This window comes from Brachybacterium sp. J144, from assembly GCF_036321705.1.
Lineage (GTDB): Bacteria > Actinomycetota > Actinomycetes > Actinomycetales > Dermabacteraceae > Brachybacterium.
The window spans coordinates 19,113-43,933 of sequence record NZ_JAZDCG010000022.1; the positions used below are offsets into that span (position 1 = coordinate 19,113).

Sequence of the window (24,821 nt, forward strand, 5' to 3'; positions counted from 1 at the left end):
AGCCGCGGGCCCACCCGCTCAGGCGATCCGGGTCCCCGCGCCGAGATGACGGATCGGCACCCGCAGCCGGAGCACCGCGACGGTGAGCGAGGCGGCCGCGGCGAGGATCCACAGGCCGAAGCCCATCGGCCACAGCGGCCGGTTCTGCGCCGAGCCGAGGTCCGTCGGATAGCCGGGGGTGTCCGATGAGCAGCTGACGAAGTGGCTCGGATGCAGGGGCGTCGCCGCGGTGCGCATCCCGAGCTTCGTCAGCGTGAGAACGTCGGCCCGCGACCCGTCGGCCTCGTCGTTCCACCAGTCCGTGCCCAGGGTGGGAGCGGCCTCGGCGAGCAGCACCACGGGATTGCCCCACATGAGCGGCATCGTGAGGTCCAGCCGCAGCACCGTGCGCTCCTCCTCCTGCTCGATGCACTGCATCTCCGCGGGGCTCGAGCCGTCCTCCGGCCAGTTCTCGTAGTCGTACGTCCAGGTGGTCACGGTGCGCTCCTCCGCGAGGACGGCCGCGCTGGTGCCCCACACGATCGGCAGCACCGCGGTCACCCCGAAGACGATCACGTAGGCGAGGACGACCGAGCCGAGCTGGCGCTGCGTGATCGCCGAGAGGCCCAGGCCCACCGCGGTGACGCACAGCGTCAGCAGCGCGATCACCACCACGAGCCGCAGCGCGTAGAGGGGGGCGATCCCGCCGAGCAGCATCGTCGGCAGCACCGACGGCAGGGCGAGCACGAGGAAGGCGAGCCCCGTGACCCAGCCGGCGATGAGTTTGCCGAGCACGATCTCGAGCGGGCTGACCAGGCTCGCCTGCAGGATCGCGAGGGTCCCGGCGGAGCGGTCGCCGTTCAGCGATCCGGCGGACAGCGCCGGCACCACCAGCAGCATGGCGGCGAGCACCAGCATGGCCTGCAGGCTGAAGGTGATCGAGGCGATCCAGCGCACCTCCGACCAGCCCGAGGAGAGCATCGTCGGCACGAGCGCGACCCCACCGAGGCCGAGCAGGATCAGCGTCCACACCCCAAGCGCGACGTACCACTTCCGCGAACGGATCCGCTGGCGCAGCTCGAGCGAGGTCACCAGGCGCAGACCGCGCAGCCGCAGGGACAGCGTCCCGTTCAGCGGGGCGTTGCGGGGAGCGGTCGGGGCGGCGTGCGGCTGCGGAGCCGACGGGTGGGCTGCCGCCGGGTGCGGGGCCGACGGCTGCTGGGCCGACGGGTGCGGCGCGGCGGGCTGCTGCGCGGGCTGCTGGGGGTTCTGCGGCTGGCTCATCACAGGGCTCCTTCGCGGCGGGCGGCATGGGAAGCGAGATAGGCCGCCTCGAGACGGCCGGTCTCCGGGGCGAAGCCGACCACGCGGGCGTCGGCGCCGACGAGATCCGCGAGCAGGCGCGCCGCCGTCGTCTCGTCGGGGAGGGTCACACGGGCCTCGGCGTGGCCGCTCGGCGTGTGATCCGGAGGGGTCACCCCGTCGTGGCGCACGCCGAGGCGGCGGAGGGCCGCATCGAGCGCCGCGGCGTCGAGCGAGGAGACGCGCCACGGACGGGCGAGTCGGGCCAGGTCCTTCACGGACGAGGAGGTCACAGCGCGGCCCGCATCCATCAGCACCACGTGATCGGCCATCTCCTCCAGCTCGGAGAGGATGTGGCTGGAGACCAGCACGGTCGTGCCGGACTCGGCGAGGGAGCGGACCACGCGCAGCAGGCGTCGGCGCGAGGCCGGGTCCAGGCCGGAGGCCGGCTCGTCCAGGATCAGCACCCGCGGCTCGTGCACCAGGGCACGGGCGAGCCCGAGCCGCTGCTTCTGCCCGCGGGACAGGACATGGGCGGGCTGCGCGGCGAGGGTGTCGAGGTCCAGCAGGTGCAGCAGCTCGTCGACCCGACGGCGCAGGCGGTCCGCCGGCAGGAAGTACGCGCGGCCCATCACTTCGAGCACCTCGGAGACCCGCAGCGAGTCCCAGGCCCCGAACTGGTCCGGCATCCAGCCCACCGCGGCGCGCACCGCGGGCGAGTCCTGCGCGGGGTCGACGCCGTCCACGAGCACTCGCCCGGTGTCCGGGGCGAGGAGGGAGGCGAGCATGAGCATGAGCGTCGACTTGCCGCAGCCGTTGGGGCCGACGAGCGCGGTCACCGCCCCGCGCGGCGCGGTGAAGCTCAGGTCGGAGACCGCCTGCACGCTGCCGAAAGCCCGGCTGACGTGCTCGACGACGATGCCGGGGGCCGTTGCCGGGCCGGGCTCGGGGCCGACGCCGGGAGCCGCTGCCGTGGGACCGGCGGACGTCGGTCCCCCGGCCCAGCCGTACCCGTCGGCCGCGCCGACCCCTGACTGATCCCCCTGGGATCCTCGTGCCCAGCCCCCGGGCGAGGATGTGTTCTGTGTCATGAGCACACCCTCGCACGGACGCGCCCGCACCCGGGCCGTCCGCGCGGGCACGTTCCGGGCACGATCTGTGGCGGATCCGTGGAGGGCGGCGCCGACGCACCGGGTCCCGGCGGCGCCGCCGGCTCGGGATGGAGCCGACTCGGGACGCCGCCGCCGACGGCCGCCCGTCGGCTCAGCCGGCCATCGCCGCGTTGCCCTCCTCCTGAGCCTGCGGGATGCCCTCCTCGGCGGTGAGCCGGCCGATGAAGACCTCCTGGAAGATCGGGATCGCCGCGGTCAGCCCGGCGTTCGCGCGCGCCCCGGTGTCCGCCTCCGCAGCGTTCTTCGCCGCCTCGACGAACACGCTCACGTCCACGCCCTTGCCCTCCCAGAACGAGATGAAGGCGTCCTGCGCCTCGACATGGCCCGGGAAGGAGACGCCCTTCTCGGCGAGCGGCAGCTGCCCCTCCTTCGAGCCGAGCCAGGTGAGCAGCTCGGCGATGCCCTGCTGCTGCGACTCGTCGGCCTGCGCGTTGCCCGCGGCGACCACGCCGTGGACCAGCGACTTCGGGCCCGCCGGGCCGGCGATCGGTGCCGCGAGCGCCCACTCGAAGGAGTCCGCGACGCCCTCGGAGATCGCCAGCAGGTTGTACGGGCCGGACTGGAACAGGCCGAGCTTGCCCTGGGTGAACAGGTCGCGGGTGAAGTCACCGTTCTCGTTGGTGTCCGCGGCGCTCGGGGCGACGTTCTCGACGTTGATCAGGTCGGCCATGTACTGGAACGCGGCGATGCCCTCGGGGGAGGCGAAGGTGTACTGGTCCTCGCTCTGCCACTCGGCGCCGTTCGCGGCCAGCATCGGGCCGATGATCGCCTGCCGGTCCGCCTGCGAGTTGAACCCGAACTGTGCGCGGGTGTCCGGGTCGAAGCCGTCCTCGCCCGGGTGCAGACCCGCGCCGTCCAGGGTCAGCGCGCGGGCCGCGTCCCGCAGCGAGTCGGTCGCGGCGGCCGGGTCGAAGGCGAGGGCCGACGGGTCCACCCCCGCCTCCTCCAGCAGCGCCGCGTTGTAGAACAGCGCGATCGAGTCCCAGATCTGGGGCACGCCCCACAGGCCGCCGTCGCGCGTGTACAGCTCGACCACGGACGGCTCCCACTGCGCGGCGCCGTCGGGGATGACCTCGTTGATGTCGAGGAGGGCGTCGGAGTCCTTGAGCTGGACGTAGTTCGCGGAGTTCAGCCAGTAGACGTCGGCCGCGTCGCCGCTCGCGATGTCCAGGGGCAGCTGCGTCCAGTAGTCCGCCCACGGCACCACGTCGATGCTCACGTTCCAGCCGCTGGCCTCGGTGAACGCCGCGAACGACTCCTCATAGGCGGGCACTGCGTTCTGGTCCCAGAGGCGGAAGGTCAGCGTGCCCTGGTCGCCCCCGGTGCTCCCCCCGGCATCACTCGCGGTGCCGTCGCCGCCGGAGCCCGAGCCGGAGCCCGAGCCGCCCGAGGGCGAGCACGCCGCGGCGGTGGTCAGCAGGCCGGCGGCGGCGAGGGAGGAGAGGACGGTGCGGCGGGTGATGCGGCGAAGCATGGGGTTCCTTCCGGAAGCGGATCCGCCCCGGGAGGTGAGGCCCCGGGGGATCCTCCCAGTATCCCCGCAGCCGGCGTCCGACGGGGGAGGGGTATGAACTCGAGTGGCGCGGCGCCGCCCGCCCCGCCCCCGACCCCGCGCCCCGCCTACCGCAGCGTCGCCTCGCCGATCGAGCGGGTGATCTGCTTCTGGAACACCACCATGAGCAGCACGAGCGGCAGCATCGCGAGGGTCGTCCCGGCCATGACCAGGGTCCAGTTGTTGTTGTACTGCGACTGCAGCGCGGAGGTGGCGACGGTGAGGGTCTGCCATTGCGGCCCCGAGGTGATGACCATCGGCCACATGAAGCTGTTCCAGTGCGTGACCACCGTGATCAGCACGAGCGTGACGATGATCGGCCGGTTCAGCGGGACCACGAGGTGCCACAGCAGCCGCAGCGTCCCCGCGCCGTCGATCCGCATCGCGTCCATCAGCTCGGTCGGGACGCCGCGGAAGTTCTCCCGCAGCAGGAAGATCGCGTACGGGGATCCGAGCACGAAGGGCAGCACGAGCGCCCAGAAGGTGTTGCGCAGGCCGACCTCGCTGAGCATCAGGTAGAGCGGCACCACGACCACCACCTGCGGCACCATCAGCGTCGCGATGTACACCCAGAACAGCAGGTCACGTCCGGGGAATCGGAGCTGGGCGAAGGCATAGGCGGCGAGTACCGAGAACACCATCTGGCCCACCAGGATCACGGCGACCATCTGCATGGTCACCGCCACGGGGGTGACGAGACCGTCGGAGGTGGAGGTCGGCGTGAACAGGGCGACGACGTTGTCGAGCACCGGCGGCGCCGGGATCGACAGCGGCCCCTGCTGCGCGAACTGCTGCGTCGAGGTGAGCGCGGTCATCACCGAGAACAGGAACGGGCCGAGGGTCAGCGCCGCCGCGACGGCGAGCACGAGGTAGGTGGCGGCGCTGCCGAGGAGGCGGCGTCCCAGGGCGGTGGCGCTCCGGGGCCGACGGGCGGTGTGGGCAGTCATCTCGCTCCTCCTCTCAGCTCAGGTCGTAGGTGATGCGGCGGGAGAACCACCGCTGCTGGACCAGCGTGATCGCCACCAGCAGCAGGAACAGGATCACGGCGATCGCACTGGCGCGGCCGAGCCGGCTCGAGACGAAGGCCTCCTGGTAGATCAGCGAGGCGATCACCTCTGTCCGGTGCTGAGGACCGCCGCCGGTCAGCGCGAACACCGTGTCGAACACCTGGAAGCTCGCGACCACCTGGGTGACGGCGAGGAAGAACGTCGTGGGCCGCAGTAGCGGGATGGTCATGTGCCACAGCTGTTGCGCCGGCCCCGCCCCGTCCAGGCGCGCCGCCTCGTAGATCGAGCCGGGAATCCGCGAGAGCCCGGCCTGGAAGAACAGCGAGATGTAGCCGACGTTCTGCCAGATCGCCACGAAGGCGACCGCGGGCAGCGCGAGCGAGGGATCGGTCAGCCACTCGATGCGCACCCCGAGGATCTGGTTCAGCGCGCCGACCGACGGCTGGAAGATCCACTTCCACACCACGCCCAGGGCCAGCGGCGCGCACACCCACGGGATCACCACGATCACCCGCACGATCGCCGATCCCGGCAGCGCCCGGACCAGCTGCGTGGCCAGCACCAGCCCGATCGCGAGGGAGACCGGCACCGAGATCAGGGTGAACAGTGCCGTGACCAGGAGCGAGTTGGCGAGGGAGCCGCTGGTGAGCAGCGCCGTGTAGTTCTCGAGGCCGACGAACTCCCGCGAGCCCAGCAGGTCCCAGCGGAACAGCGAGACGAGGAACGCGAGCAGCACGGGGAGGATCAGGAAGGCGGTGACACCGATCAGGCTGGGGGCGACGAGGAGCCAGCCCAGAAGGGGACGTCGGGAGTTCATCGATTCGCCCTCCTGCCTGCGCTGTCACGGTGATGCACCGGCTCAAGCTACCGCAGCGGGGCGGGCGTTGGGCGCCAGGGGGAACGGGGTGTGGGCTGGGCGTCAGAGGGAGGAGCGGTCAGGGCTGTCCATGAAAGGGCTCTGAGCGGCACGAGACCTGCATATGACAGGCCTCGTGCCGCTGACGTCCCTTTGGCGGACACTGGGCCGACCCGCTCTCGACGCCCCGCCCCTCCCGACGCCCTGCCCTCCGCGACACCCTGCCCGCCGCGACGCCCTCCACTACTCTCGGCACCATGAGCGCAGCGACCCAGCCCACCGGCCCCTCCGCAGCCGCCGCCGACCCCGTCGGCCACCCCCACGCCTCGATCTACGACCACGGCTTCGTGCGCGTCGCCGCGGTGACGCTGCCGGTGGCGCTCGCCGACCCGGCCACGAATGCCGAGCGCCACCTCGAGGTGCTGCGCGACCTGCACGACCAGCAGGTCGGGATCGCGGTCTTCCCCGAGCTGTCGCTGACCGGCTACTCGCTGGACGACCTGGTCATGCAGGAACCGCTGCTGGACGCGGCCGAGCAGGCGGTGCTCACCGTGCTCGAGGCGAGCGAGGAGCTGATGCCGATCATCGTGCTCGGCGCCCCGCTGCGCGCGAAGGACCGCTCCCGCGTCTTCAACTGCGCCGTCGTGATCCACCGGGGGCAGATCCTCGGCATCACCCCGAAGCAGAACCTCCCCACCTACCGCGAGTTCTACGAGCGGCGCTGGTTCGCGCCCGGCGACGACGCCTGCAACGAGCAGGTGCGGCTCGGCGGACAGTTCGCCGCGCTCGCCCCGCACGGCATCATCACGGTCGAGGACGTGCCCGGGCTGAAGCTCTTCGTCGAGATCTGCGAGGACATGTGGGTGCCGATCCCGCCGTCGGCCGAGGCCGCGCTCGCCGGCGCGACCGTGATCGTGAATCTCTCGGGCTCCCCGATCACCATCGGCCGCGCCGAGGACCGCAAGCTGCTGGCCCGTTCCGCCTCCGCCCGCACCCAGAGCGCGTACGTCTACGCCGCCGCCGGCGAGGGCGAGTCGACGACGGACCTCGCCTGGGACGGGCAGACCTTCGTGTACGAGTGCGGCGACCTGCTCGGGGAGTCCGAGCGGTTCCCGAGGGGGGTGCGGCACACGATCGTCGACGTCGACCTCGACCGGATCGTCGCCGAGCGGCGCCGGCAGAACACCTTCGACGACAACCGGCGCACCCACGCCGACGCGCTCGAGAAGTACCAGACCTGGAACGAGACGAACCTGTTCGGGCCGTGGGCTCCGGCCGACCTCTGGGACGACGAGTCAGACGACGTCGACGACGACGACGTGCCCGCGCCGATCCTCCTCGGCGGCCGACGACGCGCCGCCCAGGCCCAGCACGACGCGCGCTCTGCCGAGACCGGCGCCGAGCTGCCCGAGCTGCGGACCCCGCCCGCGACCGGGCCGCTGCGTCGGCCGCACGACCGCTTCCCCTTCGTGCCCGACGACCCGGCGCGCCTCGCCCAGGACTGCTACGAGGCGTACAACATCCAGGTGGCGGGGCTCGTGCGGCGGCTGCAGCAGATCGGCGGCGACAAGCCGGGCGGTGCGCGGCCCGTCATCGGCGTCTCCGGCGGGCTGGACTCCACCCACGCCCTGATCGTGTGCGCGCAGGCGATGGACCGGCTGGGCCGTGACCGATCCGAAATCCTCGCGTACACGATGCCGGGCTTCGCGACGACTGAGCACACCCGCTCCAACGCCGAGCTGCTCTCGCGGGCGATCGGCGCGAGCTTCGAGACGATCGACATCCGCCCCGCCTCCACCCAGATGCTCAAGGACATGGGCCACCCGGCCGGCAGTGGCGAGCCGGTCTACGACGTGACCTTCGAGAACGTCCAGGCCGGGATGCGCTACGACTACCTGTTCCGCCTCGCGAACCACCATGGCGGCATCGTGGTCGGCACCGGCGACCTGTCGGAGCTGGCGCTCGGCTGGTGCACCTATGGCGTCGGTGACCACATGTCTCACTACGGCGTGAACGCCGGCGTGCCGAAGACCCTCATCCAGCATCTGATCCGCTGGGTCATCGCCGAGGGGATCTTCGACGCCGCGACCGCCGAGGTTCTGCGCGCCGTGCTGGACACCGAGATCTCGCCGGAGCTGATCCCCACCGCCCCGGGGCAGAAGGCGCAGTCCACCGAGGACTCGATCGGCCCCTACGCCCTGCACGACTTCACGCTCTACCACGTGCTGCGTCGCGGCTACAGCCCCGGCAAGATCGCCTACCTCGCCCACCAGGCCTGGGGCGACCAGGCGGCGGGGGAGTGGCCGGCCGGGTACGCGGAGGCCGACCACCGCGCGTACTCGCGCGCCGAGATCAAGCACTGGCTGACCGTCTTCACGAAGCGCTTCTTCACCAACCAGTTCAAGCGGTCCGCCCTGCCGAACGCCCCGAAGGTGCTGGCCGGCGGGTCGCTGTCCCCGCGGGGGGACTGGCGGATGCCGTCCGACGCAGCCTCCGCCGCCTGGCTCGCCGAGATCGAGCGCGACGTCCCGGAGGAGTGAGCGCGGGGCGGGGCCCGGCCCCGCGCCCTTCTCCGCGAGAACACCCGCACACTTGGGGAAATAGAGCCGGTATTCCCCCAAGTGTGCGGAGGTTCTCGCGAGGCTCGGCTCGTGAGGCACGGCTCATGGGGCCCGGCTCGCGCCACCCGGCTTGCGATACCCGGTGCGCGCGGGGCGTGGGGAGGCGGCCGACGGAATTCGCTCGCGCCCGTCGGTCCCGGGTGTCACGCTGGGTCGATGAGCGACGCCCCGCACACCCCTGCTCCGTCGTCGAACGCAGCTGTTCCGCCGTCGGACACCCCTGCTTTGCCGTCGGACGCCGCAGGGATCACCGCGCTCGCCGAAAGGCACGGGCTCGACGTCGACCCCGCGTCGGTGCGCGTCGAGGAGCTGGGGCTCGACTTCCGGGTGGCCTTCGCCCGTGCCGCCGACGGCGAGGACTGGGTGCTGCGCATCCCCCGTCGGCCGGACGTGCTGGCACGCGCGGAGGTCGAGGCGCGCCTGCTGCGGATGGTCGGTCCCCGTCTCGACGTGGCGGTGCCGGACTGGCGCGTCCACACGTCGGAGCTCATCGCCTATCCGCTGCTGCCCGGTCTGCCGGGGCTCGAGATGACGGCGGACGGCCAGGTCGAGTGGCGCGTGGACATGACCTCGACGACGTACGCCGCGAGCCTCGGGGACGTCGTCGCCCAGCTCCACGGGCTCGACCCCGCGGAGGCCGCGGCGACCGGGATCGACGTGCGCACGCCCGAGGACCTCCGCGCGACCTGGCGCCGCGACCTCGAGCGGGTCGCCGCCGAGTTCCGGATCGCCCCGGAGCTGCGGGGCCGCTGGGAGGCGTGGATCGGCGAGGACCGCTACTGGCCCCAGCACACCGTGCTCACCCACGGCGAGCTCTACCCGGCGCACACCCTGGTCGAGGGGGAGACCATCTCGGCCGTGCTGGACTGGACCACGGCCGCAATCGGCGACCCCGCCAAGGACCTGATGTTCCTTCAGGTCAGCGCCCCGCCCGAGGTGTTCGAGGTGGCTCTCGAGCGGTATGTCGCCGGGGGCGGTCAGGTGTGGGACGGGCTCGCCGAGCATTGCACCGAGATGTACTCCGCCAGCCCCCTCGGCTATGGCCTGTACGCCCTCGAGACCGGGGACGCCGACCATCGCGCCGCCGCGGCCGCCGTTCTCGACCCGCGGGCCGAGGGGTAGGTCGCGCCGCGTCCGGGTCCGTCTCCGGAAGCGCGTTTTCGCGACCGCGTCCTCACCCGTCCCGGCTCCATCCGTGCTCGCGGAGGGCCCGCTCCAGGCGGCGCACCGTGGAGCGGAAGCCGTCGGCGAGGTCGTCGGCCATGGCCTGGACCTCGATCCAGCCGTGCCGTTCCCGCTGCTCACGGCGGCGGATGTCGGAACGATGCTGCTCCCTGCGGCGATGATGGGCGCCGTCGTACTCGAGGCAGACCCTCCACTGCGGCCAGGACAGATCCGGCTCCCCGAGGCGCACGCCGTTCTCGACGATCTCCCGGTTCAGTTCCGCCTCGGGGATCCCCGCCCGCCCGAGCGCGAGACGCACGGCAGTCTCCGCCGCGGAGTCGGCGCCGACCCGGCTCAGCGCCAGCGCCTCTCGCAAACGGGGTCGGCCCCGACCGGGATGCTCCTCGACCGCCTCGGCGAGCTGCTCGGGAGTCGCATAGGGGTCGCTCCGGTTCTCGGCCCAGGGTCGTGGCCGGCGGACGAGATGGTCGGCGATCGCCACGAGCTCCTCGCGGCGCAGCTCCGTCCCGAGGTCGAGCCAGGTCCGCACGCGGTCGGTCAGGCGCAGATCGCCGACGGTGATGATCTGCTCCGCAGGGAGCGTCTGCTGGCGCCAGCGGATGAACGAGTGATCCCGCCGAGTGCTCTGGGAGGTCAGATGGAGCACCGGGGCACCGGGTTCCGCGGTGGCGACGTACGTGGGACTCGGGGTGGAGGCGCGCGGTGGACCTGAGTCGGCGCCGGCGCTCAGGAAGTATCCGGCTCGCGGCGCGGTAGACCCGCCGGCGGCAGGTCGAGGCGGTGCGACCCACGGCGGCAGGGGGAGGCCGAGGAGTCGGGCGGCGCTGAACCCGCTCACCACGGCATCGGGATCCGTGCGCGTGATCGCGGTGAGCACCGCGCGCTCCGATAGGTCGACGTCGGCCACCGCGTACAGCCCGTAGGCCAGGCGGCGGATGTCCTGCGCGCGGAGTCGATCGGTGCTCACCCCCACCGCGCGCGCCTCGGAGGCGGTGAAGACGGGGCGGGGGAGAGCGGGCGGGATCGGGGAGGGTCGGCGAGGCATGACCACAGGGTGTCCCCGTGGGGGCTCGCTGCCCTCGGACGGTACACAATGCCGAGGCCAGCGAGCTGGGCGACCGTTCCTCCCCAGGGCATCGGCGGCCCCATAGCCCCAGAGCCCCAGAGCCCCAGAGCAAGGCGCGGCGCAGTCGGACCCCGAGAACCTCCGCAGACATGGGGGAATGAGCCGCGTATTCCCCCATGTTCGTGGGGGTAACGGGGTCGGGGCCGGGGATCGGGCCACCCCCGGCGCAGGCGGACCCCGAGAACTTCCGCAGACATGGGGGAATGGGGCGCGTATTCCCCCATGTCTGTGGGGGTTCCGGGTTCGGGGCTGAGGACGGTGCCGCCCCGGCCGCCCCACCCGCCCCGCCCACCCCACGTGCCCCACGTCACCCTGCGAACCCACCCCTGACCTGCGCCCCCGTCTCGCCACGCGGCCCGTGCCGCCGTCGGCCGCGGAGCCCCTCGTAGACTGGCCGCCACCGTCGGCCGTGCCAGCGCCCCCGCGCGCGCGACCAACGCGCCCCCACCCGCCTCGCCACCCGAAGGAACGCGCCCATGAGCCTGGTCGTCCAGAAGTTCGGAGGATCCTCCGTCGCCGACGCCACCTCGATCAAGCGCGTGGCGGACCGGATTGCGAAGTACTCCAAGGCGGGCCATCAGGTGGTCGTGGTGGTCTCGGCGATGGGCGACACCACCGATGAGCTGATCGACCTCGCGGAGCAGGTGACGCCCGCTCCGCCGGCGCGCGAGCTGGACATGCTGCTGACCGCGGGGGAGCGGATCTCCATGGCGGTGCTGTCGATGGCGCTGAACGCGGACGGCGTCGACGCCCGCGCCTACACCGGCTCGCAGGCGGGCGTGATCACCGACGAGGTGCACGGCCGCGCCCATATCCTCAAGGTCACGCCCGGCCGCATCCGGGACGCGCTCGAGGCGGGATCGGTCGCGATCGTCGCCGGCTTCCAGGGCGTCTCCCAGACCACGAAGGACATCACCACGCTGGGCCGCGGCGGGTCGGACACCACGGCGGTCGCGCTCGCCGCCGCGCTCGAGGCCGACGTCTGCGAGATCTACTCCGACGTCGACGGGGTGTTCACGGCGGATCCGCGCATCGTGCCGTCGGCCCGCCGGGTGCCGTTCATCTCCTGCGAGGAGATGCTGGACCTCGCCGCGAACGGCGCGAAGATCCTCATGGTCCGCAGCGTCGAGTACGCCCGCCGGTACGGGGTGCCGCTGCACGTGCGCTCCTCGTACTCCGGGCGCCTGGGCACGATCGTGTCCGACGACCCCGAGCGCGTGATCCCCATCGACCCCGACGTCACCGTCCGCACCGCCGACGTCGTCCGCCGCGACGCCGCCGATCCGAGCAAGGAGCTCCCCATGGACTTCGTCCCCGCCCCGGGCCTCGAGGCCCCGATCATCTCCGGCGTCGCGCACGACCGCAGCCAGGGGAAGATCACCGTCGTCGAGGTGCCGGACTCGCCGGGTAAGGCCGCGCTGCTGTTCGACGTGGTCGCCGCGACCGGCGCGAACATCGACATGATCGTGCAGAACACGTCGACCACCGATGACACGGTCGCGATCTCGCTGACGCTCCCGGAGTCCGACGCGCCGGCGGCGCTCGCGGCGATCGAGGCGGCGCGCGAGACGATCGGCTACTCGGAGGTCCGCTACGACGACCAGATCGGGAAGGTCTCCGTGGTCGGCGCGGGCATGAAGTCGCACCCGGGGGTGTCGGCGACCCTGTTCCGCTCGCTCGGCGAGGCGGGCATCAACATCGACATGATCTCGACCTCGGAGATCCGCCTGTCCGTGGTCACCGAGGTGTCGCGCCTGGACGACGCGGTGCGGGTGATCCACTCCGCGTTCGGCCTCGACGCCGAGCAGACCGAGGCCGTGGTGTACGGGGGGACCGGACGATGACCGAGCAGAACACACCGCTCTTCCCCGCCCTCGCGGTGGACATGGGGCGTAGCCCCGGATTCACCCCTGACGGCCCCGTGATCGCGGTCGTCGGCGCGACGGGCCAGGTGGGCCGCGTGATGCTGGCCCTCCTCGCCGACCGCGCCGTCCCCCACCGCGACGTGCGCGTGTTCGCGAGCGCCCGCAGCGCCGGGACGACCGTGCAGTACGCCGGCCTGCCGCTGACCGTCGAGGACGCCGAGACGGCCGACATCACGTCCGACGGGAAGCGCGTCGACGTCGCGATCTTCTCCGCCGGCGGCTCGACCTCGAAGGCCCTCGCCCCGCGCTTCGCCGAGGCCGGCGCGACCGTGGTCGACAACTCCTCCGCCTGGCGCCGCGACGAGCAGGTCCCGCTGGTGGTCGCCGAGGTGAACCCGCAGGCCATCGAGTCGGCGCCCCGCGGCATCATCGCGAACCCGAACTGCACCACGATGGCCGCGATGCCCGCGCTCAAGGCGCTGCACGACGAGGCGGGACTCGCCCGGCTGAAGGTCTCCACCTACCAGGCGGTGTCCGGCTCAGGCGTCGCCGGGGTCGCGGAGCTCGCCGGGCAGGTGCGCGCCGGGGCCGACGAGATGGAGAAGCTCGCGCTGGACGGCTCGGCGGTCTCCCTCGGGGAGCCCTCGACCTACGTCGCCCCGATCGCCTTCAACGTCCTGGCCATGGCCGGCAACCTGGTCGACGACGGCTCCGGGGAGACCGACGAGGAGCAGAAGCTCCGCAACGAGTCCCGCAAGATCCTCGGCCTGCCGGACCTGCCCGTCGCCGGGACCTGCGTGCGGGTGCCGGTGATGACCGGCCACGCGCTGTCGATCCACGCCGAGTTCGACCGTCCGATCACGCCGCAGCGCGCGGAGGAGATCGTCGCGGCCGCCCCGGGCGTGACCCTCGTGGACCTGCCCACGCCGCTCGACGCGGCCGGGAAGGATGGCACCTTCGTGGGGCGCATCCGCCAGGACCAGTCCGTGCCGGGCGGCAAGGGCCTCGTGCTCTTCGCCGTCGCCGACAACCTCCGCAAGGGCGCCGCGCTCAACGCCATCCAGATCGCCGAGCTGATCGCCGCCCGCGCCTGAGGCGACCGGAGGGCGGGGGCGATCCCCCGCCCCACGCCGCGCCCCTCCCGTCGCCCCTGCTCCGCGCCCCTCCCGTCGCCTGCGCTCAGGGCCCCGCCCGTCGCCTGCGCTCAGGGCCCCGCCCGTCGCCCGCGCTCAGGGCCCCGCCCCGCGCCCGTTGCCCCGCGCGCCTCACCTTCTCGCAGATCCCGTCGCCCTCGTCCCGCGACCTCGCCCCTCGCTGTAACCGTTGGGTAACGCCGCAGACTGGGGGGAATCCGGCGCTCATTCCCCCCAGTCTGCAGCGCTGACCAGGGGAAGGGCTGTCGTAGCGGTTCCCGGCGGGCGTTGTGACCGCTGGCCGCGGGACGTGTCCGGGGTGAGTAGTATGTTTCCACCGTTGCACAACACGGTTCCGCGCGCTTCGACGGGTCGGGGTCGGCGAAGGGCAGCGGCAGGGGTGAGGGGATCGAGCGTCCGTTCGCCCGGAATCACGACGACGACTTGAGAGCGCCCCGCGGCGGGACAGGAGACCAGGGCATGGCCGACTCCGTCCCCGGTGCGTCCCCGTCGCCCTCCCCCTCATCCACCACCCCCGCAACCACGGATCCCCGCTGGCAGCTGCTCGCCGGGGTCGAGGTGCATGGCGCCGACGGTGACCGCGTCGGCCGTGTCCGCGATGTCTACCTCCACGATCGCAGCGGTGACCTGGCCGCCGTCTCCGTGACCCGCCGGCACTTCAGCTCCCGCGCGATCCTGCTGCCCGCCGCGGCCCTCGCCGCGTCGACCGCGGAGATCGCCGCGCAGCTGACCCCGTCGGCCGAGCACGGACCCGAGCTGCACCTGCGGCTCGACGGCGCCGCCGCCCGCGCAGGGATCCGCCCGCCCGCCCTCGGCCATGCCGACCCGGCGACCCTCCAGGAGGCGGCCCGCGCCCTGGGCCTCGAGGAGGCCGCCGCCGGATGAGGATCCTGCTGCTCTCCCACTACTACGCGCCCGAGTTCGGCGCCCCGCAGCGTCGCTGGTCGGCGCTCGTGGAACGGTTCCTGGCCGTCGGACACCAGGTGACGGTCGCGACCCCGGTGCCGCACTATCCCGGGGGTCGGCCGACCCGGCAGCAGCGCCGGGACCATCGCGTCGGCGCCGTGGAGCGGGGAGCGCAGGGGGAGACGGTCCTGCGCACCGCGTATCTGCCGCATCGGGCCGACATCGGCACCCGCACCGCGGACCATGCCGTCGCGGCGGCCGACTCGCTGCGCCGGCTGCTGCACCGCTTCGGCCGCCGCGAGCATCGCCCCGAGGTGATCGTGGCGACCGCCCCCGCGATCCCGACGCTGCTGGTGGGCCGGGTGCTCTCGATGCTGTGGGACGTGCCGCTGGTGGTCGAGATGCGCGACGCCTGGCCGGATCTGGTCACGCATGTCGGACCGGTCGGCGCCCTGCCCGCTGAGGTGGCGCACGCTCCGCGCCGCTCGACCGTGCGTCGCGGCCTGGACTGGGGGGTCGCGCTCGCGAAGGAGCGGGTGCATCGCGAGGTCACCGGCTGGCAGCGGTCGGCGCGCGCGGTCGTCACCACCACCGAGCTGTTCGCCGACGTCCTCCACGAGCGCGGCATCGTGGATGTGCAGGTGGTGCGGAACGGGACCGACCTCGCCGCAGTGCCGCGGCAGCGCGATCACACGCCCGGCGACCATGCGGAGCTGCGCTGCCTGTACCTCGGCAACATGGGCCGCTCCCAGGGCCTGGACACGGTGGTCCGCGCTGCCGCGCGCCTGCGGGCCGAGGGGGTCCCGGTGCAGGTCAGGATCGTCGGCCACGGGGTGGAGGCGCCGGTTCTCGCCGCGCTCGCGCATGAGCTGGGCGCGCCGGTCGAGGTGCTGCCGCGCGTCCCGCACTCCGAGGTCGACGCCCTGTACGCGTGGGCGGACTCGGTGATCGTGTCGCTGCGGGACTGGGCGCCCTTCGCGTGGACGGTCCCGTCGAAGCTGTACGAGGTGCTCGCGACCGGGCGCCACATCACCGCGCTGCTCGCGGGGGAGGCGGCCGGGGTGGTGCGCGCCGCCGGGGCGGGCGATGTGGTGCCGCCGCAGGACGAGGAGGCGCTCGTTGCGCTGTGGCGTGAGCTCGCGGCGGACCGCTCGCGCACGGCGGTGCGGGACGGCGGCCGACGCTGGATCGCCGAGAACGCCGACGACGACGTGCTCGCCGCCCGGTACCTGGAGATCCTCGAGGGCGTCGTCCGCCGCTGAACCGCGGCGCGCCCCGCGCTACAGCACCGACTCTGCGCCCATCACGACCGTGCGCGCGGGCGGCAGGTGCAGCACCTGGGTGCGGTTCGCCGAGGCCTTCTCGAGCTGGCGGAACAGGACCCGCTGCCAGCGCGGCATGGCGTCGTCGCTGCCCGGCTCGATGCGGAAAACGGACAGGAAGTACACGGCCTGCTCGGGATCGACGATCAGCTCGGGGCAGTGCGCGGTGCAGTCCGGGGCGCAAACCGCCTCGGCCCCGGCCGCCCCACCCGCCCGATGCGGCGCGCCCAGCTCCTCGACCGCCGTGCGCAGCGCGGCCGGGACGTCCTGGCTGTCGTGGAAGCCGACCAGGTAGGTGACGTGCACGATCCCGTCGGAGGGGTCGCCGAGGTCGTCGACGTGGACGCGGTCGTCGCGGTGGACGTGCGGGACGCCGAGATGCTTCATCGTCACGATCACGACGTGCTCGTGGAGCACCTGGTTCATCGCGACGTTGGTGCGCAGCGCGAGCGGGACGGTGGTGGGGTCGCCGTGCGGGTAGACGGCGAGGCCGGGCACGCGTCGAGCCTGCCGCGCCGGTCCGGTGACGAACTCGTGGATCGGCCCCTCCATCTCGCGGCGTCGGCCGAACATGATCCGCGAGCCGCGCTTCCAGGTGAGCATGATGCAGGTCAGCGCCGCGGCGATGACCAGCGGCAGCCAGCCGCCGGCGGGGATCTTGACGACGTTCGCGGCGAGCAGCACCAGCTCCAGACCGCCCACCACGACCGCGAGCAGCAGCACCCGCCACAGCGGCCAGCGGCGGATCTTCAGCGCGTACAGCAGGAACAGGGCGAGGACCAGGATGATCGTCGCGGTGACCGCGAGGCCGTACGCGGCGGCGAGCGCCTCGGAGCGACGGAAGACCAGCACGAGCGCGAGCACGCCCGCGAAGAGGATCAGGTTGATCAGGCCGATGTAGATCTGTCCGCCCTGCTCGCGGTCGGTCTGCGTGACCTTCAGGCGCGGCAGCAGCGACAGCCGCGTCGCCTGCCGGGACACCGAGAACGCCCCGGAGATCACGGCCTGGGAGGCGATCACGGTGGCCGCGGCGGCGAGGCCCACGAGCGGCAGGCGCAGCGCCTCCGGCACCAGCGAGAAGAAGGGGTTCACGATCGCGGTCGGGTCGGCGAGGATCAGCGCGCCCTGCCCGAAGTAGTTGATGACCAGCGCGGGGAGCACGAGCGCGGCCCAGGCGACGAGGATCGGCCGACGTCCGAAGTGCCCCATGTCCGCGTACAGCGCCTCCGCGCCGGTGATGGTGAGGACCACGGCGCCGAGGGCGATGAAGGCGACCACCGGGCGGTCGACGACGAAGGCGAGCGCGTAGTGCGGGGAGATCGCGCGGAGGATCGACGGGTTCGCGACGATCTGCGGCAGACCCATCGCGATCAGCACCACGAACCAGGTCACCATGATCGGCCCGAAGGTGCCGCCGATGCGGCCGGTGCCCCAGCGCTGCACGGCGAACAGGCAGGTCAGCACCACGACCGCGCCGGGGACGATCACCGCGTTGGAGACGGAACCGGTGGTCTCGATGCCCTCGAAGGCGGACAGCACGGAGATCGCCGGGGTGATCACGGAGTCGCCGTAGAACAGCGCCGCGCCGACCACGCCGAGGACCAGCGCGACCTTCAGCTCCCGGCCCGAGCCGCGGCCCGTCAGCTTGCGGCCGATCAGCGCGGTGAGCGCGAGGATCCCGCCCTCGCCCTGGTTGTCGGCCTTCATGATCAGACCCAGGTAGGTGACGGTGACGATGAGGATCAGGCACCACAGCACCACCGACACGACGCCCAGCACGTCCGCCTCGGTGGGGGCGACTGCGTTGTGGTGGGTCGAGAAGACGGTCTGCAGCGCGTACAGCGGGCTCGTGCCGATGTCGCCGAAGACGACGCCCAGCGCGCCCAGGACCAGCAGCGGCAGCGGCTTCGGCCGACGCTCGGTGCCCGAGTGGTCGAGGTTGCGGTGCGGGTGGTCGTGGTCGTCGCCGTGGTCGCGAGGCCGGGGCGCGAAGGAGGGTTCGGCGGGGTCGGACGAGTCGTCCGCGGTGGCCGACGGGTCGGCGGGGGGTTCTCCGCGGAGGGAGTCGCCCGAGGTGTGCTCTGACACGAGCGGCAATCCTGCCACCACCGCGGCCCTGCGCAAGCCCCGGGGCCCCGCACGGGCTGTCTTGTGCGTCACCAGTGCCGGCCGGGGCGTGGAGCGGAGCGAGCGGTCCGCGGCGCGGCACCGAGGATCCACCGCGCGTCTACGATGACCAGCATGATCACCACCGCCGTCGTCCTGGCCCGCGGTCTCGGCTCGCGCATGCGCGCCGCCGGCGCGTCGACCGATGCCGCCCTCACCCCCGAGCAGGCGGCCGCCGCAGCGTCCGGGCACAAGGCGCTCATGCCGATCGGCGCGCACCGCCTGATCGACTACTCCCTCAGCGCGCTCGCCGACGCGGGCATCACCCGCGCGATCCTCGTCGTCGCCCCGGAGCACGAGGACTTCACCCGGCACCTGAAGCGGGTCGCGCCGCAACGGCTGCGGGTCGAGCTCGCCGTCCAGGCGGAGCCGCGGGGCACGGCCGACGCGGTCGCCGCGGCGCGCGAGGCCGTCGGCTCCGAGCCGTTCGTGATGGTCAACGGCGACAACCTGTACCCGAGGGGCGGCATCGGCGCGCTGCTGCAGGCCGAGGGGAACGCCCTGCTGGGCTTCGACCGGGCGGCGCTGGTCGCCGAGTCGAACATCCCCGAGGACCGGATCGCCGCCTTCGCCCTGCTCGAGGAGACGGGCGGCCGCCTCGAGGCGATCCTCGAGAAGCCCGATGCGGCGACCGTCGAGGCCGCGGGCGAGCACGCCCTCGTCTCCATGAACGCCTTCGCCTTCACCGAGGAGATCTTCGCGGCGTGCGCGCGGATCGCGCCGTCGGCCCGCGGGGAGCTGGAGATCGTCGACGCGGTCCGCGAGCTCTCGCACGTGCAGGTCATCCCCTTCGCGGGCGGGGTCCTGGACCTCTCGCGCCGCGACGACATCGACGAGGTGGAGCGCCGTCTGGCCGGCGTCGAGGTCTCCCTGTGAGCACCGCCCAGGTCACCTGGCAGATGCCCGGTCGTCTCGAGGTGCTCGGCAAGCACACCGACTACGGGGGCGGCCGGGTGCTGGTCTGCGCCGTCGACCGCGGCGTGACGGTGCACGCCGCCGTGATCGCGGGGGCCGACGGGACGCTCGAGGCCACAACCGACGTCGTCGACGGCTCGCTCCGCCTGCGGGCGGGGGAGGAGGCGGGCCTGCCTGCGGGGCACTGGGGCCGCTACCTGCAGACGGTCCTGGACCGCCTGACCGCGAACTTCGGCGCGCTGCCCGCGGCCCGGCTCGAGATCTCCTCGACGCTCCCGCCGGCCTCCGGCATGTCGAGTTCCTCGGCCCTCCTGACCGGCACGGCCCTCGCCCTCGCCGACCTCGCGGGACTGCCCTCGACCGAGACCTGGCAGGCACAGATCCCGGACCGGGTCGCGGTCGCCGGCTACGCCGCGTCGATCGAGAACGGGAAGACCTTCGGCACGCTCGCCGGACGGACGGGGGTCGGCACCTCGGGCGGCTCGCTCGACCACACGGGCATGCTCACGAGCGAGGCGGGGATGCTCTCCTACGCAGAGTTCGATCCGATGCGGATCCTGGACCGGGTCGCGCTGCCGGAGGAGTGGAGTTTTGTCGTCGCGGTCAGCGGTGTGCTCGCGGAGAAGACGGGCGGCGCCCAGGAGGCGTACAACCGCGGCCCCGCCCTGCTCGGCGAGCTGCTCGCCCGGTGGAACCGGCGCACGGGCCGGGCCGACGCGAGCCTGCAGGCCGCGCTGCGAGGGGTGCTCGGGGAGGATCTCGCGGGGCCGGTCGCGGTCGACGAGGAGCCGCGGCTCGCCCCGCTGCTGCTCGTGGCGGAGCCGGGGTCGGAGCGGGAGCGGCTCGAGCAGTTCGTGCGCGAGTCGGCCGAGCTGGTGCCGGCGGCGCACCGGGCTCTGCGGGACGGCGACCTGGACGCCTTCGCGGCGGCGGTGCGCACCTCGCAGCGCTTTGCCGCCACGCATCTGGGGAACCAGGTTCCGGAGACGATCGAGCTGGTGCGCCTCGCGGAGGAGCTGGGGGCGCGGGCCGCCTCCGCCTTCGGGGCGGGCTTCGGCGGGAGCGTGTGGGGGCTCGTGCCGACGTCGGGGGCTGACGTCTTCGCCGCCGACTGGCTCGCCCGCTACCGTGCCTCCGGCCCCGGGCAGGCGCACGACCGCGCCACGACACTGGTCACCCGCCCCGGCCCCGCGGGGATGCGGGTGGAGTAGGGGCGCTGGGTGGGGCGGGGTGCCCCGCTCCGTCCGCCGAGCCCGCCCCGCCTCCCACGGCCCGGCTGCCCCGTCTCCCCGCCACCTCGCGCCGAAACCCCCGCAGACTTGGGGGAATACGCGCCGAATACCCCCAAGTCTGTGGGGGTTCTGCCCTGGGGCGACGGTCGGAGGCGGGGTCGGGTCTGCCAGCCGGGCCGAGGATTCGGCCACCCAGGTCAGGAGTTCTGCCCCGGGGCCGGGGCCCCGCCCGTCAGCTCACCGCGCGGGGGCGTAGGCCGGGACGACGACCTGCCGTCGCAGCGCCTCCCGGGCTGCGGCGGGAGCGAAGCCGGCGTCGAGGGCGGTGAGGGTGACGCGCTCGAGGTCGTGCACGCTCCAGTCGCAGGCCTCGGCCACGAGGGTCAGCTCGCGGCTGGTCGAGGTGCGGGACATGAGCCGGTTGTCGCTGGAGACGGCGAGGCGGAAGCCGGCGGCGTCGAGCCGGGGCACCGGATGCTCGGCGATCGTCGCCGCGATGCCTGTCTGCAGGTTGGAGCTGGGGCACACCTCGAGGCAGATCCCGTGGGCCAGCACCCGCGCGGCGACGGCCCCGGCCCCACCAGCCTCGGCCCCTGCGTCGTCCCCGCCCAGGTCCTCCGCGATCCGCACCCCGTGCCCGATCCGCTCGGCGCCGCAGTCGAGGGCGTCGGCGATCGAGGCGGGCCCGTCGCCCTCCCCGGCATGGATCGTCACCCGCACCCCGAGCGAGCAAGCGAGCTCGAACACCGCTCGGAAGCGGGACGCGGGGTACCCGGCCTCGGGCCCGGCGAGGTCGACGCCCCACACGCCGCGGTCGCGGTGGGCATCGGCGAGGCGCACCAGGTCCTCGGTCGGCTCGAGGTGGCGGAGGTAGCAGAGCAGCTGCCCGGCGAGGATCGGCGTCCCCGCGTCCGACGCCGCGGCCATCCCCTCCTCGATCCCGGCCTGCACCGCCTCGACCGCCTCCTCGAGGGTGAGGCCGCGCTCGAGATGCTGGTGGGGCGCCCAGCGGGTCTCGGCGTAGACGACCCCGTCGGCGGCCATGTCCTCCACGAACTCGCGGGCGATGCGGCGGAGGTCCTCGGGCCGCTGCATGAGCGCGAGGGTGCGGTCGAAGGTCGCGAGATAGCGGGGGAGGGAGCCGGAGTCCGCGGCATCGTGGAACCAGTCGGCGACCTCGGGGGCGGTCCGGGCGGGCGGCTCGATGCCCAGCTCGGCGCTCAGCGCGAGCACGGTGTCCGGGCGCAGCCCGCCGTCGAGGTGGTCGTGCAGCACGGCCGTGGGGAGGGAGCGGATCTGCGCGGGGGTGAGGCTCATCCCGGCAGGGTACGTCCCGCCGCCGCCCGCGAGCTCCCGCCCGCGAGGTCCCGCCCGCGCGGCGCGACACTGTCGTTGCTGTCAGAATGCGCGCGAATACCGACAGCAATGACAGCGTCGACGCGGCTGACCGACGTCCATGACCGCCTCGACCCGCCGTGCTCCGCCGCCCCGCCCCGCCCCACGTCCCCCGCCGCCCCCGCATGAGCCGCCTCACGTCCCGGCCCGCGCGATCCCACATCACGTACGCTTATGTTCGTCATCAACCATCTCGCCGGGTCCCCATGCCGGTCAGGGCATGCGGACGGCCGAGCCGCGCTGCGACCCGCCCCGTCGGACCCCGCCCCACGCTCGGGAGGCCATCCGTGTCATCGCACGTCGTGGACATGCTGACCATCGGCAACAGCTTCAGCACCGCGGAGATGCGGGCGATCTGGAGCGAGGAGAACCGCCTGCGTCGGCAGCTCGACGTGGAGGCCGCGCTCGCCGTCGCCGAGGGGGAGCTGGGCGTGATCCCGGCCGAGGCCGCCGCCGCGATCGATGCCGCCGCGGCCGGGGACTTCGACCTCGCCGCGATCGCCGCCGAGGGCGCGAAGGCGATGCACTCCCTGAACGCCACCGTCTCCGCGCTGCAGGCCGCCGCGGGCGAGCACGGCGAGTGGGTCCACTTCGGCGTCACCACCCAGGACGTGGTCGACACCGGCGCGGTGCTGCAGATCCGCGAGGCCGCCGCGGTGCTGCGCCGCGACCTGGTCGCCGTGGGCCAGGCCCTGCGCGCGCTGACGATCGCGCACCGGGACACCCCGATGGCGGCCCGCACCCACTATGTGCAGGCCCTGCCCACGACTTTCGGCTTCAAGACCGCGATCTGGCTCGACGAGGTGCTGCGCCACCTGGACCGCCTCGAGGTCGCGACCGCCCACGTCCTCACCGGCAACATCTCCGGCGCGGTCGGCACCTACGCGAGCTTCGACGGCCGCGGCCGCGAGATCGAGCGCGCCACCCTCGAGCACCTGGGCCTCGCCGCGCCGCGGATCTCCTGGCAGGCGGCCCGCGACCGGATGGGCGAGTACTCGAGCGTACTCGCGCTGGTCTCCACCACCCTCGGCAAGATCGCGACCGAGCTGTCCTCCCTCATGCACAGCGAGATCGGCGAGGTCGAGGAGCCGTTCACGGCCGGGAAGATCGGCTCGACCACGATGCCGCACAAGCGCAACCCGGCCCTGCTTGAGGGTGCGGCGGCGCTGACCGCCCCGATCAAGCACGCCCACGCCCTGATCCTCGACGGGGCCGCGACCGTGCACGAGCGGGACGCGATCTCGTGGCGCGCCGAGTGGATCGCGCTGCCGGAGATCCACCTCTACCTCGCCTCGCAGCTGCGCACCCTCGGCACGATCCTCGGCGGGCTCGTGGTCCACGAGGACGCCATGCGCCGCAACCTCGAGCTGCAGGGCGGGCTGATCCTCTCCGAGAAGGCGATGTTCGAGATCGGTCGCGAGCTCGGCAAGCAGACGGCGCACCACGTGGTCTACGCGGCGTCGATGACCGCGGTCGAGGAGGACCGGCACCTCGCGGACGTCCTCGCCGAGGACGAGCGCGTCTCCGCCCACTTCGATCCCGCGACGATCCGCTCCTGGCTCGAGGCGACGGCTTACCTCGGGGAGACGGCCGACGCGATCGACGCCGTGCTCGCCGCGGCCGACGACGCCCTGCCCGCACCGGAGAGCGCATGACCGCGCCCGCCGGTTCCAGCCCGACCCTCGTGCTGCTCGACGAGTCCCACCTCGTCGAGTACCGCGAGCTGCTCCACGCCGCCTATGCGGAGCCGGAGCGGCTGGGCGTCCACTTCGCCGCCGCGACCGCGGACGACGCGCAGATCTCCCGCCACCTGCGGGAGAACCTCGCCTACGGGCTCACGGTCGACGCCATCACGGCCGACGTCACCAGCGCAGGCGCCGCCTCCGCCGGTGCCACCCCCGCCGCTACCCTCGTCGGCTCCATCTCCCTCCGGCTGCCGTGGGGCCCGAACCCGGGGCACCTGGGCCTGCCGCACATCGGCTGGCTCGCGGCGCACCCGACCCTCGCCCCGAAGGGCACCGGGGCGCTGCTGATCCAGGCCCTCATCGACCAGGTGCTGATCCCGCAGCTGCACGCCCCGGCGGTCTCCCTCGGAACGGCCGCCGACCATCCGTGGCTGGGCGCCTACTATCAGCGCCTCGGCTTCGAGCCCGTCGGCAGCGCGGACCTCGGCCTCGGCCATCTCACCAGCTTCTATCTCCGCCCCCTCGATCCCCCCGCCTACGCCGGCTGGCGCACCCGTCACGCCGACCTCCTGGAAGGACTCTCCTCATGAAGCGTCGCACCTTCGCCCTCTCCGCCCTGTCGGTCCTGGCCCTCCCGCCGGTCCTCGCCGCCTGCTCCGGCGGCGACGACAGCGGCGCGATCCGCGCCGGCTCCACCGGCCAGTCCTTCCCGAACTCCTACCAGGAGGACGGCACCCTGATCGGCTTCGACGTGGAGCTCATCGAGACCATCGCCGAGGCCCTGGGCCGCTCCGTCACCTGGACCAACGCGGACTTCTCGGGCCTGATGGGCCAGCTCGAGGCGCGCAAGCTCGAGACCGTCGCGAACAACGTCGCGGTCACCGAGGAGCGCTCGGCCCAGTACGACTTCACCGAGCCCTACGCGTACATGGGCGCGGTCGTCGGGGCGCTCGGCTCGAACACCGAGCTGAACGAGCTCGCGGACATCGCCGGCCACACCATCGCGGGCGTGCTCGGCTCGAACAACACCACCCACCTGGAGACCTGGGCGGCGGAGAACGGCGTGGACGTCGAGATCCGCACCTACGAGACCCGTGACGGGGCGATGCAGGACCTGCTCGCCGGGCGCGTCGACGGCTACATCCAGTCCTCCGGCATCTTCTACGCGGAGATGCAGAAGTCCGGCGCGGACCTCAAGTTCGTGGGTGAGCCGATCGCCTGGGAGTCCGTCGCCTTCCCGTTCGAGAAGGGCTCGGAGCTCGTCGCCCAGTTCAACGAGCAGATCACGGCGCTGCGCGAGGCCGGCACGCTCCTGGAGCTGTCGGAGAAGTACTACGGCGACGACGTGGTGACCGAGCCCGAGGGCTACACCGGAGGCTGA

19 protein-coding genes are annotated in these 24,821 nt (G+C 73.0%); 11 read left to right on the top strand and 8 right to left on the bottom strand.

Going from position 1 to position 24,821, the window contains the following annotated elements; all coding sequences use genetic code 11:
- Positions 1-18 precede the first annotated feature (18 nt).
- The 5 genes from V1260_RS07785 to V1260_RS07805 all read right to left on the bottom strand — a co-directional run bounded on the left by V1260_RS07785 (position 19) and on the right by V1260_RS07805 (position 5,829).
- Positions 19-1,263 carry an ABC transporter permease gene (locus V1260_RS07785; RefSeq protein ID WP_329746249.1) on the bottom strand — a complete coding sequence of 415 codons (1,245 nt, stop codon included), beginning with the start codon at positions 1,261-1,263 and terminating at the stop codon, positions 19-21.
- Positions 1,263-2,372: an ABC transporter ATP-binding protein gene (locus V1260_RS07790; RefSeq protein ID WP_329746250.1), complete on the bottom strand. Its 1,110-nt coding sequence runs from the start codon at positions 2,370-2,372 to the stop codon at positions 1,263-1,265. The genes V1260_RS07785 and V1260_RS07790 overlap by 1 nt, the downstream gene beginning before the upstream one ends.
- 172 nt (positions 2,373-2,544) lie before the next feature.
- Positions 2,545-3,927 (bottom strand): ABC transporter substrate-binding protein, encoded by a 1,383-nt coding sequence (locus V1260_RS07795; protein WP_329746251.1) that lies wholly within the window; start codon positions 3,925-3,927, stop codon positions 2,545-2,547.
- 146 nt (positions 3,928-4,073) lie between these two features.
- Entirely contained in the window at positions 4,074-4,952 is an 879-nt protein-coding gene (locus V1260_RS07800) for a carbohydrate ABC transporter permease (RefSeq protein ID WP_329746252.1), read from the bottom strand.
- Positions 4,953-4,965: 13 nt separating this feature from the next.
- The gene (locus V1260_RS07805) at positions 4,966-5,829 is read right to left on the bottom strand and encodes a carbohydrate ABC transporter permease (protein ID WP_329746253.1); all 864 of its coding nucleotides are present in this window, start codon (positions 5,827-5,829) and stop codon (positions 4,966-4,968) included.
- A 296-nt stretch (positions 5,830-6,125) separates the two neighbouring features.
- Here V1260_RS07805 and V1260_RS07810 point away from each other — a divergent pair, with 296 nt between their 5' ends.
- Together V1260_RS07810 and V1260_RS07815 are read left to right on the top strand one after the other, a co-directional pair.
- On the top strand, positions 6,126-8,408 hold the full coding sequence (locus V1260_RS07810; RefSeq protein ID WP_329746254.1) for an NAD(+) synthase: 2,283 nt from the start codon (positions 6,126-6,128) through the stop codon (positions 8,406-8,408).
- Between the two features lie 237 nt (positions 8,409-8,645).
- Positions 8,646-9,611 (top strand): macrolide 2'-phosphotransferase, encoded by a 966-nt coding sequence (locus V1260_RS07815; protein ID WP_329746255.1) that lies wholly within the window; start codon positions 8,646-8,648, stop codon positions 9,609-9,611.
- 52 nt (positions 9,612-9,663) lie between these two features.
- Here the strand turns inward: V1260_RS07815 and V1260_RS07820 are convergent, their stop codons facing one another.
- Positions 9,664-10,719: a hypothetical protein gene (locus V1260_RS07820; protein WP_329746256.1), complete on the bottom strand. Its 1,056-nt coding sequence runs from the start codon at positions 10,717-10,719 to the stop codon at positions 9,664-9,666.
- 557 nt (positions 10,720-11,276) lie between these two features.
- Here V1260_RS07820 and V1260_RS07825 point away from each other — a divergent pair.
- The 4 genes from V1260_RS07825 to V1260_RS07840 all read left to right on the top strand — a co-directional run bounded on the left by V1260_RS07825 (position 11,277) and on the right by V1260_RS07840 (position 15,987).
- A complete protein-coding gene (locus tag V1260_RS07825) occupies positions 11,277-12,644 on the top strand; it encodes an aspartate kinase (RefSeq protein ID WP_329746257.1) in 1,368 nt (455 codons plus the stop codon).
- A gap of 41 nt (positions 12,645-12,685) precedes the next feature.
- The gene (locus V1260_RS07830) at positions 12,686-13,759 is read left to right on the top strand and encodes an aspartate-semialdehyde dehydrogenase (RefSeq protein ID WP_329746495.1); all 1,074 of its coding nucleotides are present in this window, start codon (positions 12,686-12,688) and stop codon (positions 13,757-13,759) included.
- Positions 13,760-14,278: 519 nt separating this feature from the next.
- Positions 14,279-14,704 (top strand): PRC-barrel domain-containing protein, encoded by a 426-nt coding sequence (locus V1260_RS07835; RefSeq protein WP_329746258.1) that lies wholly within the window; start codon positions 14,279-14,281, stop codon positions 14,702-14,704.
- Positions 14,701-15,987: a glycosyltransferase family 4 protein gene (locus V1260_RS07840; RefSeq protein WP_329746259.1), complete on the top strand. Its 1,287-nt coding sequence runs from the start codon at positions 14,701-14,703 to the stop codon at positions 15,985-15,987. Before V1260_RS07835 ends, V1260_RS07840 begins: the two co-directional genes overlap by 4 nt.
- 18 nt (positions 15,988-16,005) lie before the next feature.
- Here V1260_RS07840 and V1260_RS07845 read toward each other — a convergent pair whose 3' ends face one another.
- The gene (locus V1260_RS07845; protein ID WP_329746260.1) at positions 16,006-18,135 is read right to left on the bottom strand and encodes a potassium transporter Kup; all 2,130 of its coding nucleotides are present in this window, start codon (positions 18,133-18,135) and stop codon (positions 16,006-16,008) included.
- Between the two features lie 153 nt (positions 18,136-18,288).
- On the opposite strand from V1260_RS07845, the gene V1260_RS07850 reads away from it, so the two are divergent.
- Together V1260_RS07850 and V1260_RS07855 are read left to right on the top strand one after the other, a co-directional pair.
- Positions 18,289-19,089, top strand: a complete 801-nt coding sequence (locus tag V1260_RS07850) for a sugar phosphate nucleotidyltransferase (RefSeq protein WP_329746261.1) — start codon at positions 18,289-18,291, stop codon at positions 19,087-19,089.
- Positions 19,086-20,339, top strand: a complete 1,254-nt coding sequence (locus V1260_RS07855; protein WP_329746262.1) for a GHMP family kinase ATP-binding protein — start codon at positions 19,086-19,088, stop codon at positions 20,337-20,339. The genes V1260_RS07850 and V1260_RS07855 overlap by 4 nt, the downstream gene beginning before the upstream one ends.
- Before the next feature lie 258 nt (positions 20,340-20,597).
- Here V1260_RS07855 and V1260_RS07860 read toward each other — a convergent pair whose 3' ends face one another.
- Positions 20,598-21,677 (bottom strand): adenosine deaminase, encoded by a 1,080-nt coding sequence (locus tag V1260_RS07860; protein WP_329746263.1) that lies wholly within the window; start codon positions 21,675-21,677, stop codon positions 20,598-20,600.
- Positions 21,678-22,042: 365 nt separating this feature from the next.
- Here V1260_RS07860 and purB point away from each other — a divergent pair, with 365 nt between their 5' ends.
- From purB to V1260_RS07875, 3 genes are read left to right on the top strand one after another with little or no spacing between them, the layout of a single operon-like run.
- Positions 22,043-23,410: an adenylosuccinate lyase gene (purB, locus tag V1260_RS07865; RefSeq protein ID WP_329746264.1), complete on the top strand. Its 1,368-nt coding sequence runs from the start codon at positions 22,043-22,045 to the stop codon at positions 23,408-23,410.
- Positions 23,407-24,030 carry a GNAT family N-acetyltransferase gene (locus tag V1260_RS07870; protein ID WP_329746265.1) on the top strand — a complete coding sequence of 208 codons (624 nt, stop codon included), beginning with the start codon at positions 23,407-23,409 and terminating at the stop codon, positions 24,028-24,030. Before purB ends, V1260_RS07870 begins: the two co-directional genes overlap by 4 nt.
- Positions 24,027-24,821, top strand: coding sequence for a transporter substrate-binding domain-containing protein (locus V1260_RS07875; protein WP_329746266.1), 795 nt, complete (start codon positions 24,027-24,029; stop codon positions 24,819-24,821). The genes V1260_RS07870 and V1260_RS07875 overlap by 4 nt, the downstream gene beginning before the upstream one ends.

Bases quoted from the DNA above. Each gene is read 5' to 3' on its own strand.
- V1260_RS07825 (WP_329746257.1), top strand. From the start codon at position 11,277: ATGAGCCTGGTCGTCCAGAAGTTCGGAGGATCCTCCGTCGCCGACGCC.
- V1260_RS07820 (WP_329746256.1), bottom strand. From the start codon at position 10,719: ATGCCTCGCCGACCCTCCCCGATCCCGCCCGCTCTCCCCCGCCCCGTC.
- V1260_RS07875 (WP_329746266.1), top strand. From the start codon at position 24,027: ATGAAGCGTCGCACCTTCGCCCTCTCCGCCCTGTCGGTCCTGGCCCTC.
- V1260_RS07835 (WP_329746258.1), top strand. From the start codon at position 14,279: ATGGCCGACTCCGTCCCCGGTGCGTCCCCGTCGCCCTCCCCCTCATCC.
- V1260_RS07830 (WP_329746495.1), top strand. From the start codon at position 12,686: ATGGGGCGTAGCCCCGGATTCACCCCTGACGGCCCCGTGATCGCGGTC.
- V1260_RS07840 (WP_329746259.1), top strand. From the start codon at position 14,701: ATGAGGATCCTGCTGCTCTCCCACTACTACGCGCCCGAGTTCGGCGCC.
- V1260_RS07850 (WP_329746261.1), top strand. From the start codon at position 18,289: ATGATCACCACCGCCGTCGTCCTGGCCCGCGGTCTCGGCTCGCGCATG.
- V1260_RS07800 (WP_329746252.1), bottom strand. From the start codon at position 4,952: ATGACTGCCCACACCGCCCGTCGGCCCCGGAGCGCCACCGCCCTGGGA.
- V1260_RS07790 (WP_329746250.1), bottom strand. From the start codon at position 2,372: ATGACACAGAACACATCCTCGCCCGGGGGCTGGGCACGAGGATCCCAG.
- V1260_RS07860 (WP_329746263.1), bottom strand. From the start codon at position 21,677: ATGAGCCTCACCCCCGCGCAGATCCGCTCCCTCCCCACGGCCGTGCTG.
- V1260_RS07810 (WP_329746254.1), top strand. From the start codon at position 6,126: ATGAGCGCAGCGACCCAGCCCACCGGCCCCTCCGCAGCCGCCGCCGAC.
- V1260_RS07870 (WP_329746265.1), top strand. From the start codon at position 23,407: ATGACCGCGCCCGCCGGTTCCAGCCCGACCCTCGTGCTGCTCGACGAG.
- V1260_RS07785 (WP_329746249.1), bottom strand. From the start codon at position 1,263: ATGAGCCAGCCGCAGAACCCCCAGCAGCCCGCGCAGCAGCCCGCCGCG.
- V1260_RS07795 (WP_329746251.1), bottom strand. From the start codon at position 3,927: ATGCTTCGCCGCATCACCCGCCGCACCGTCCTCTCCTCCCTCGCCGCC.
- V1260_RS07805 (WP_329746253.1), bottom strand. From the start codon at position 5,829: ATGAACTCCCGACGTCCCCTTCTGGGCTGGCTCCTCGTCGCCCCCAGC.
- V1260_RS07815 (WP_329746255.1), top strand. From the start codon at position 8,646: ATGAGCGACGCCCCGCACACCCCTGCTCCGTCGTCGAACGCAGCTGTT.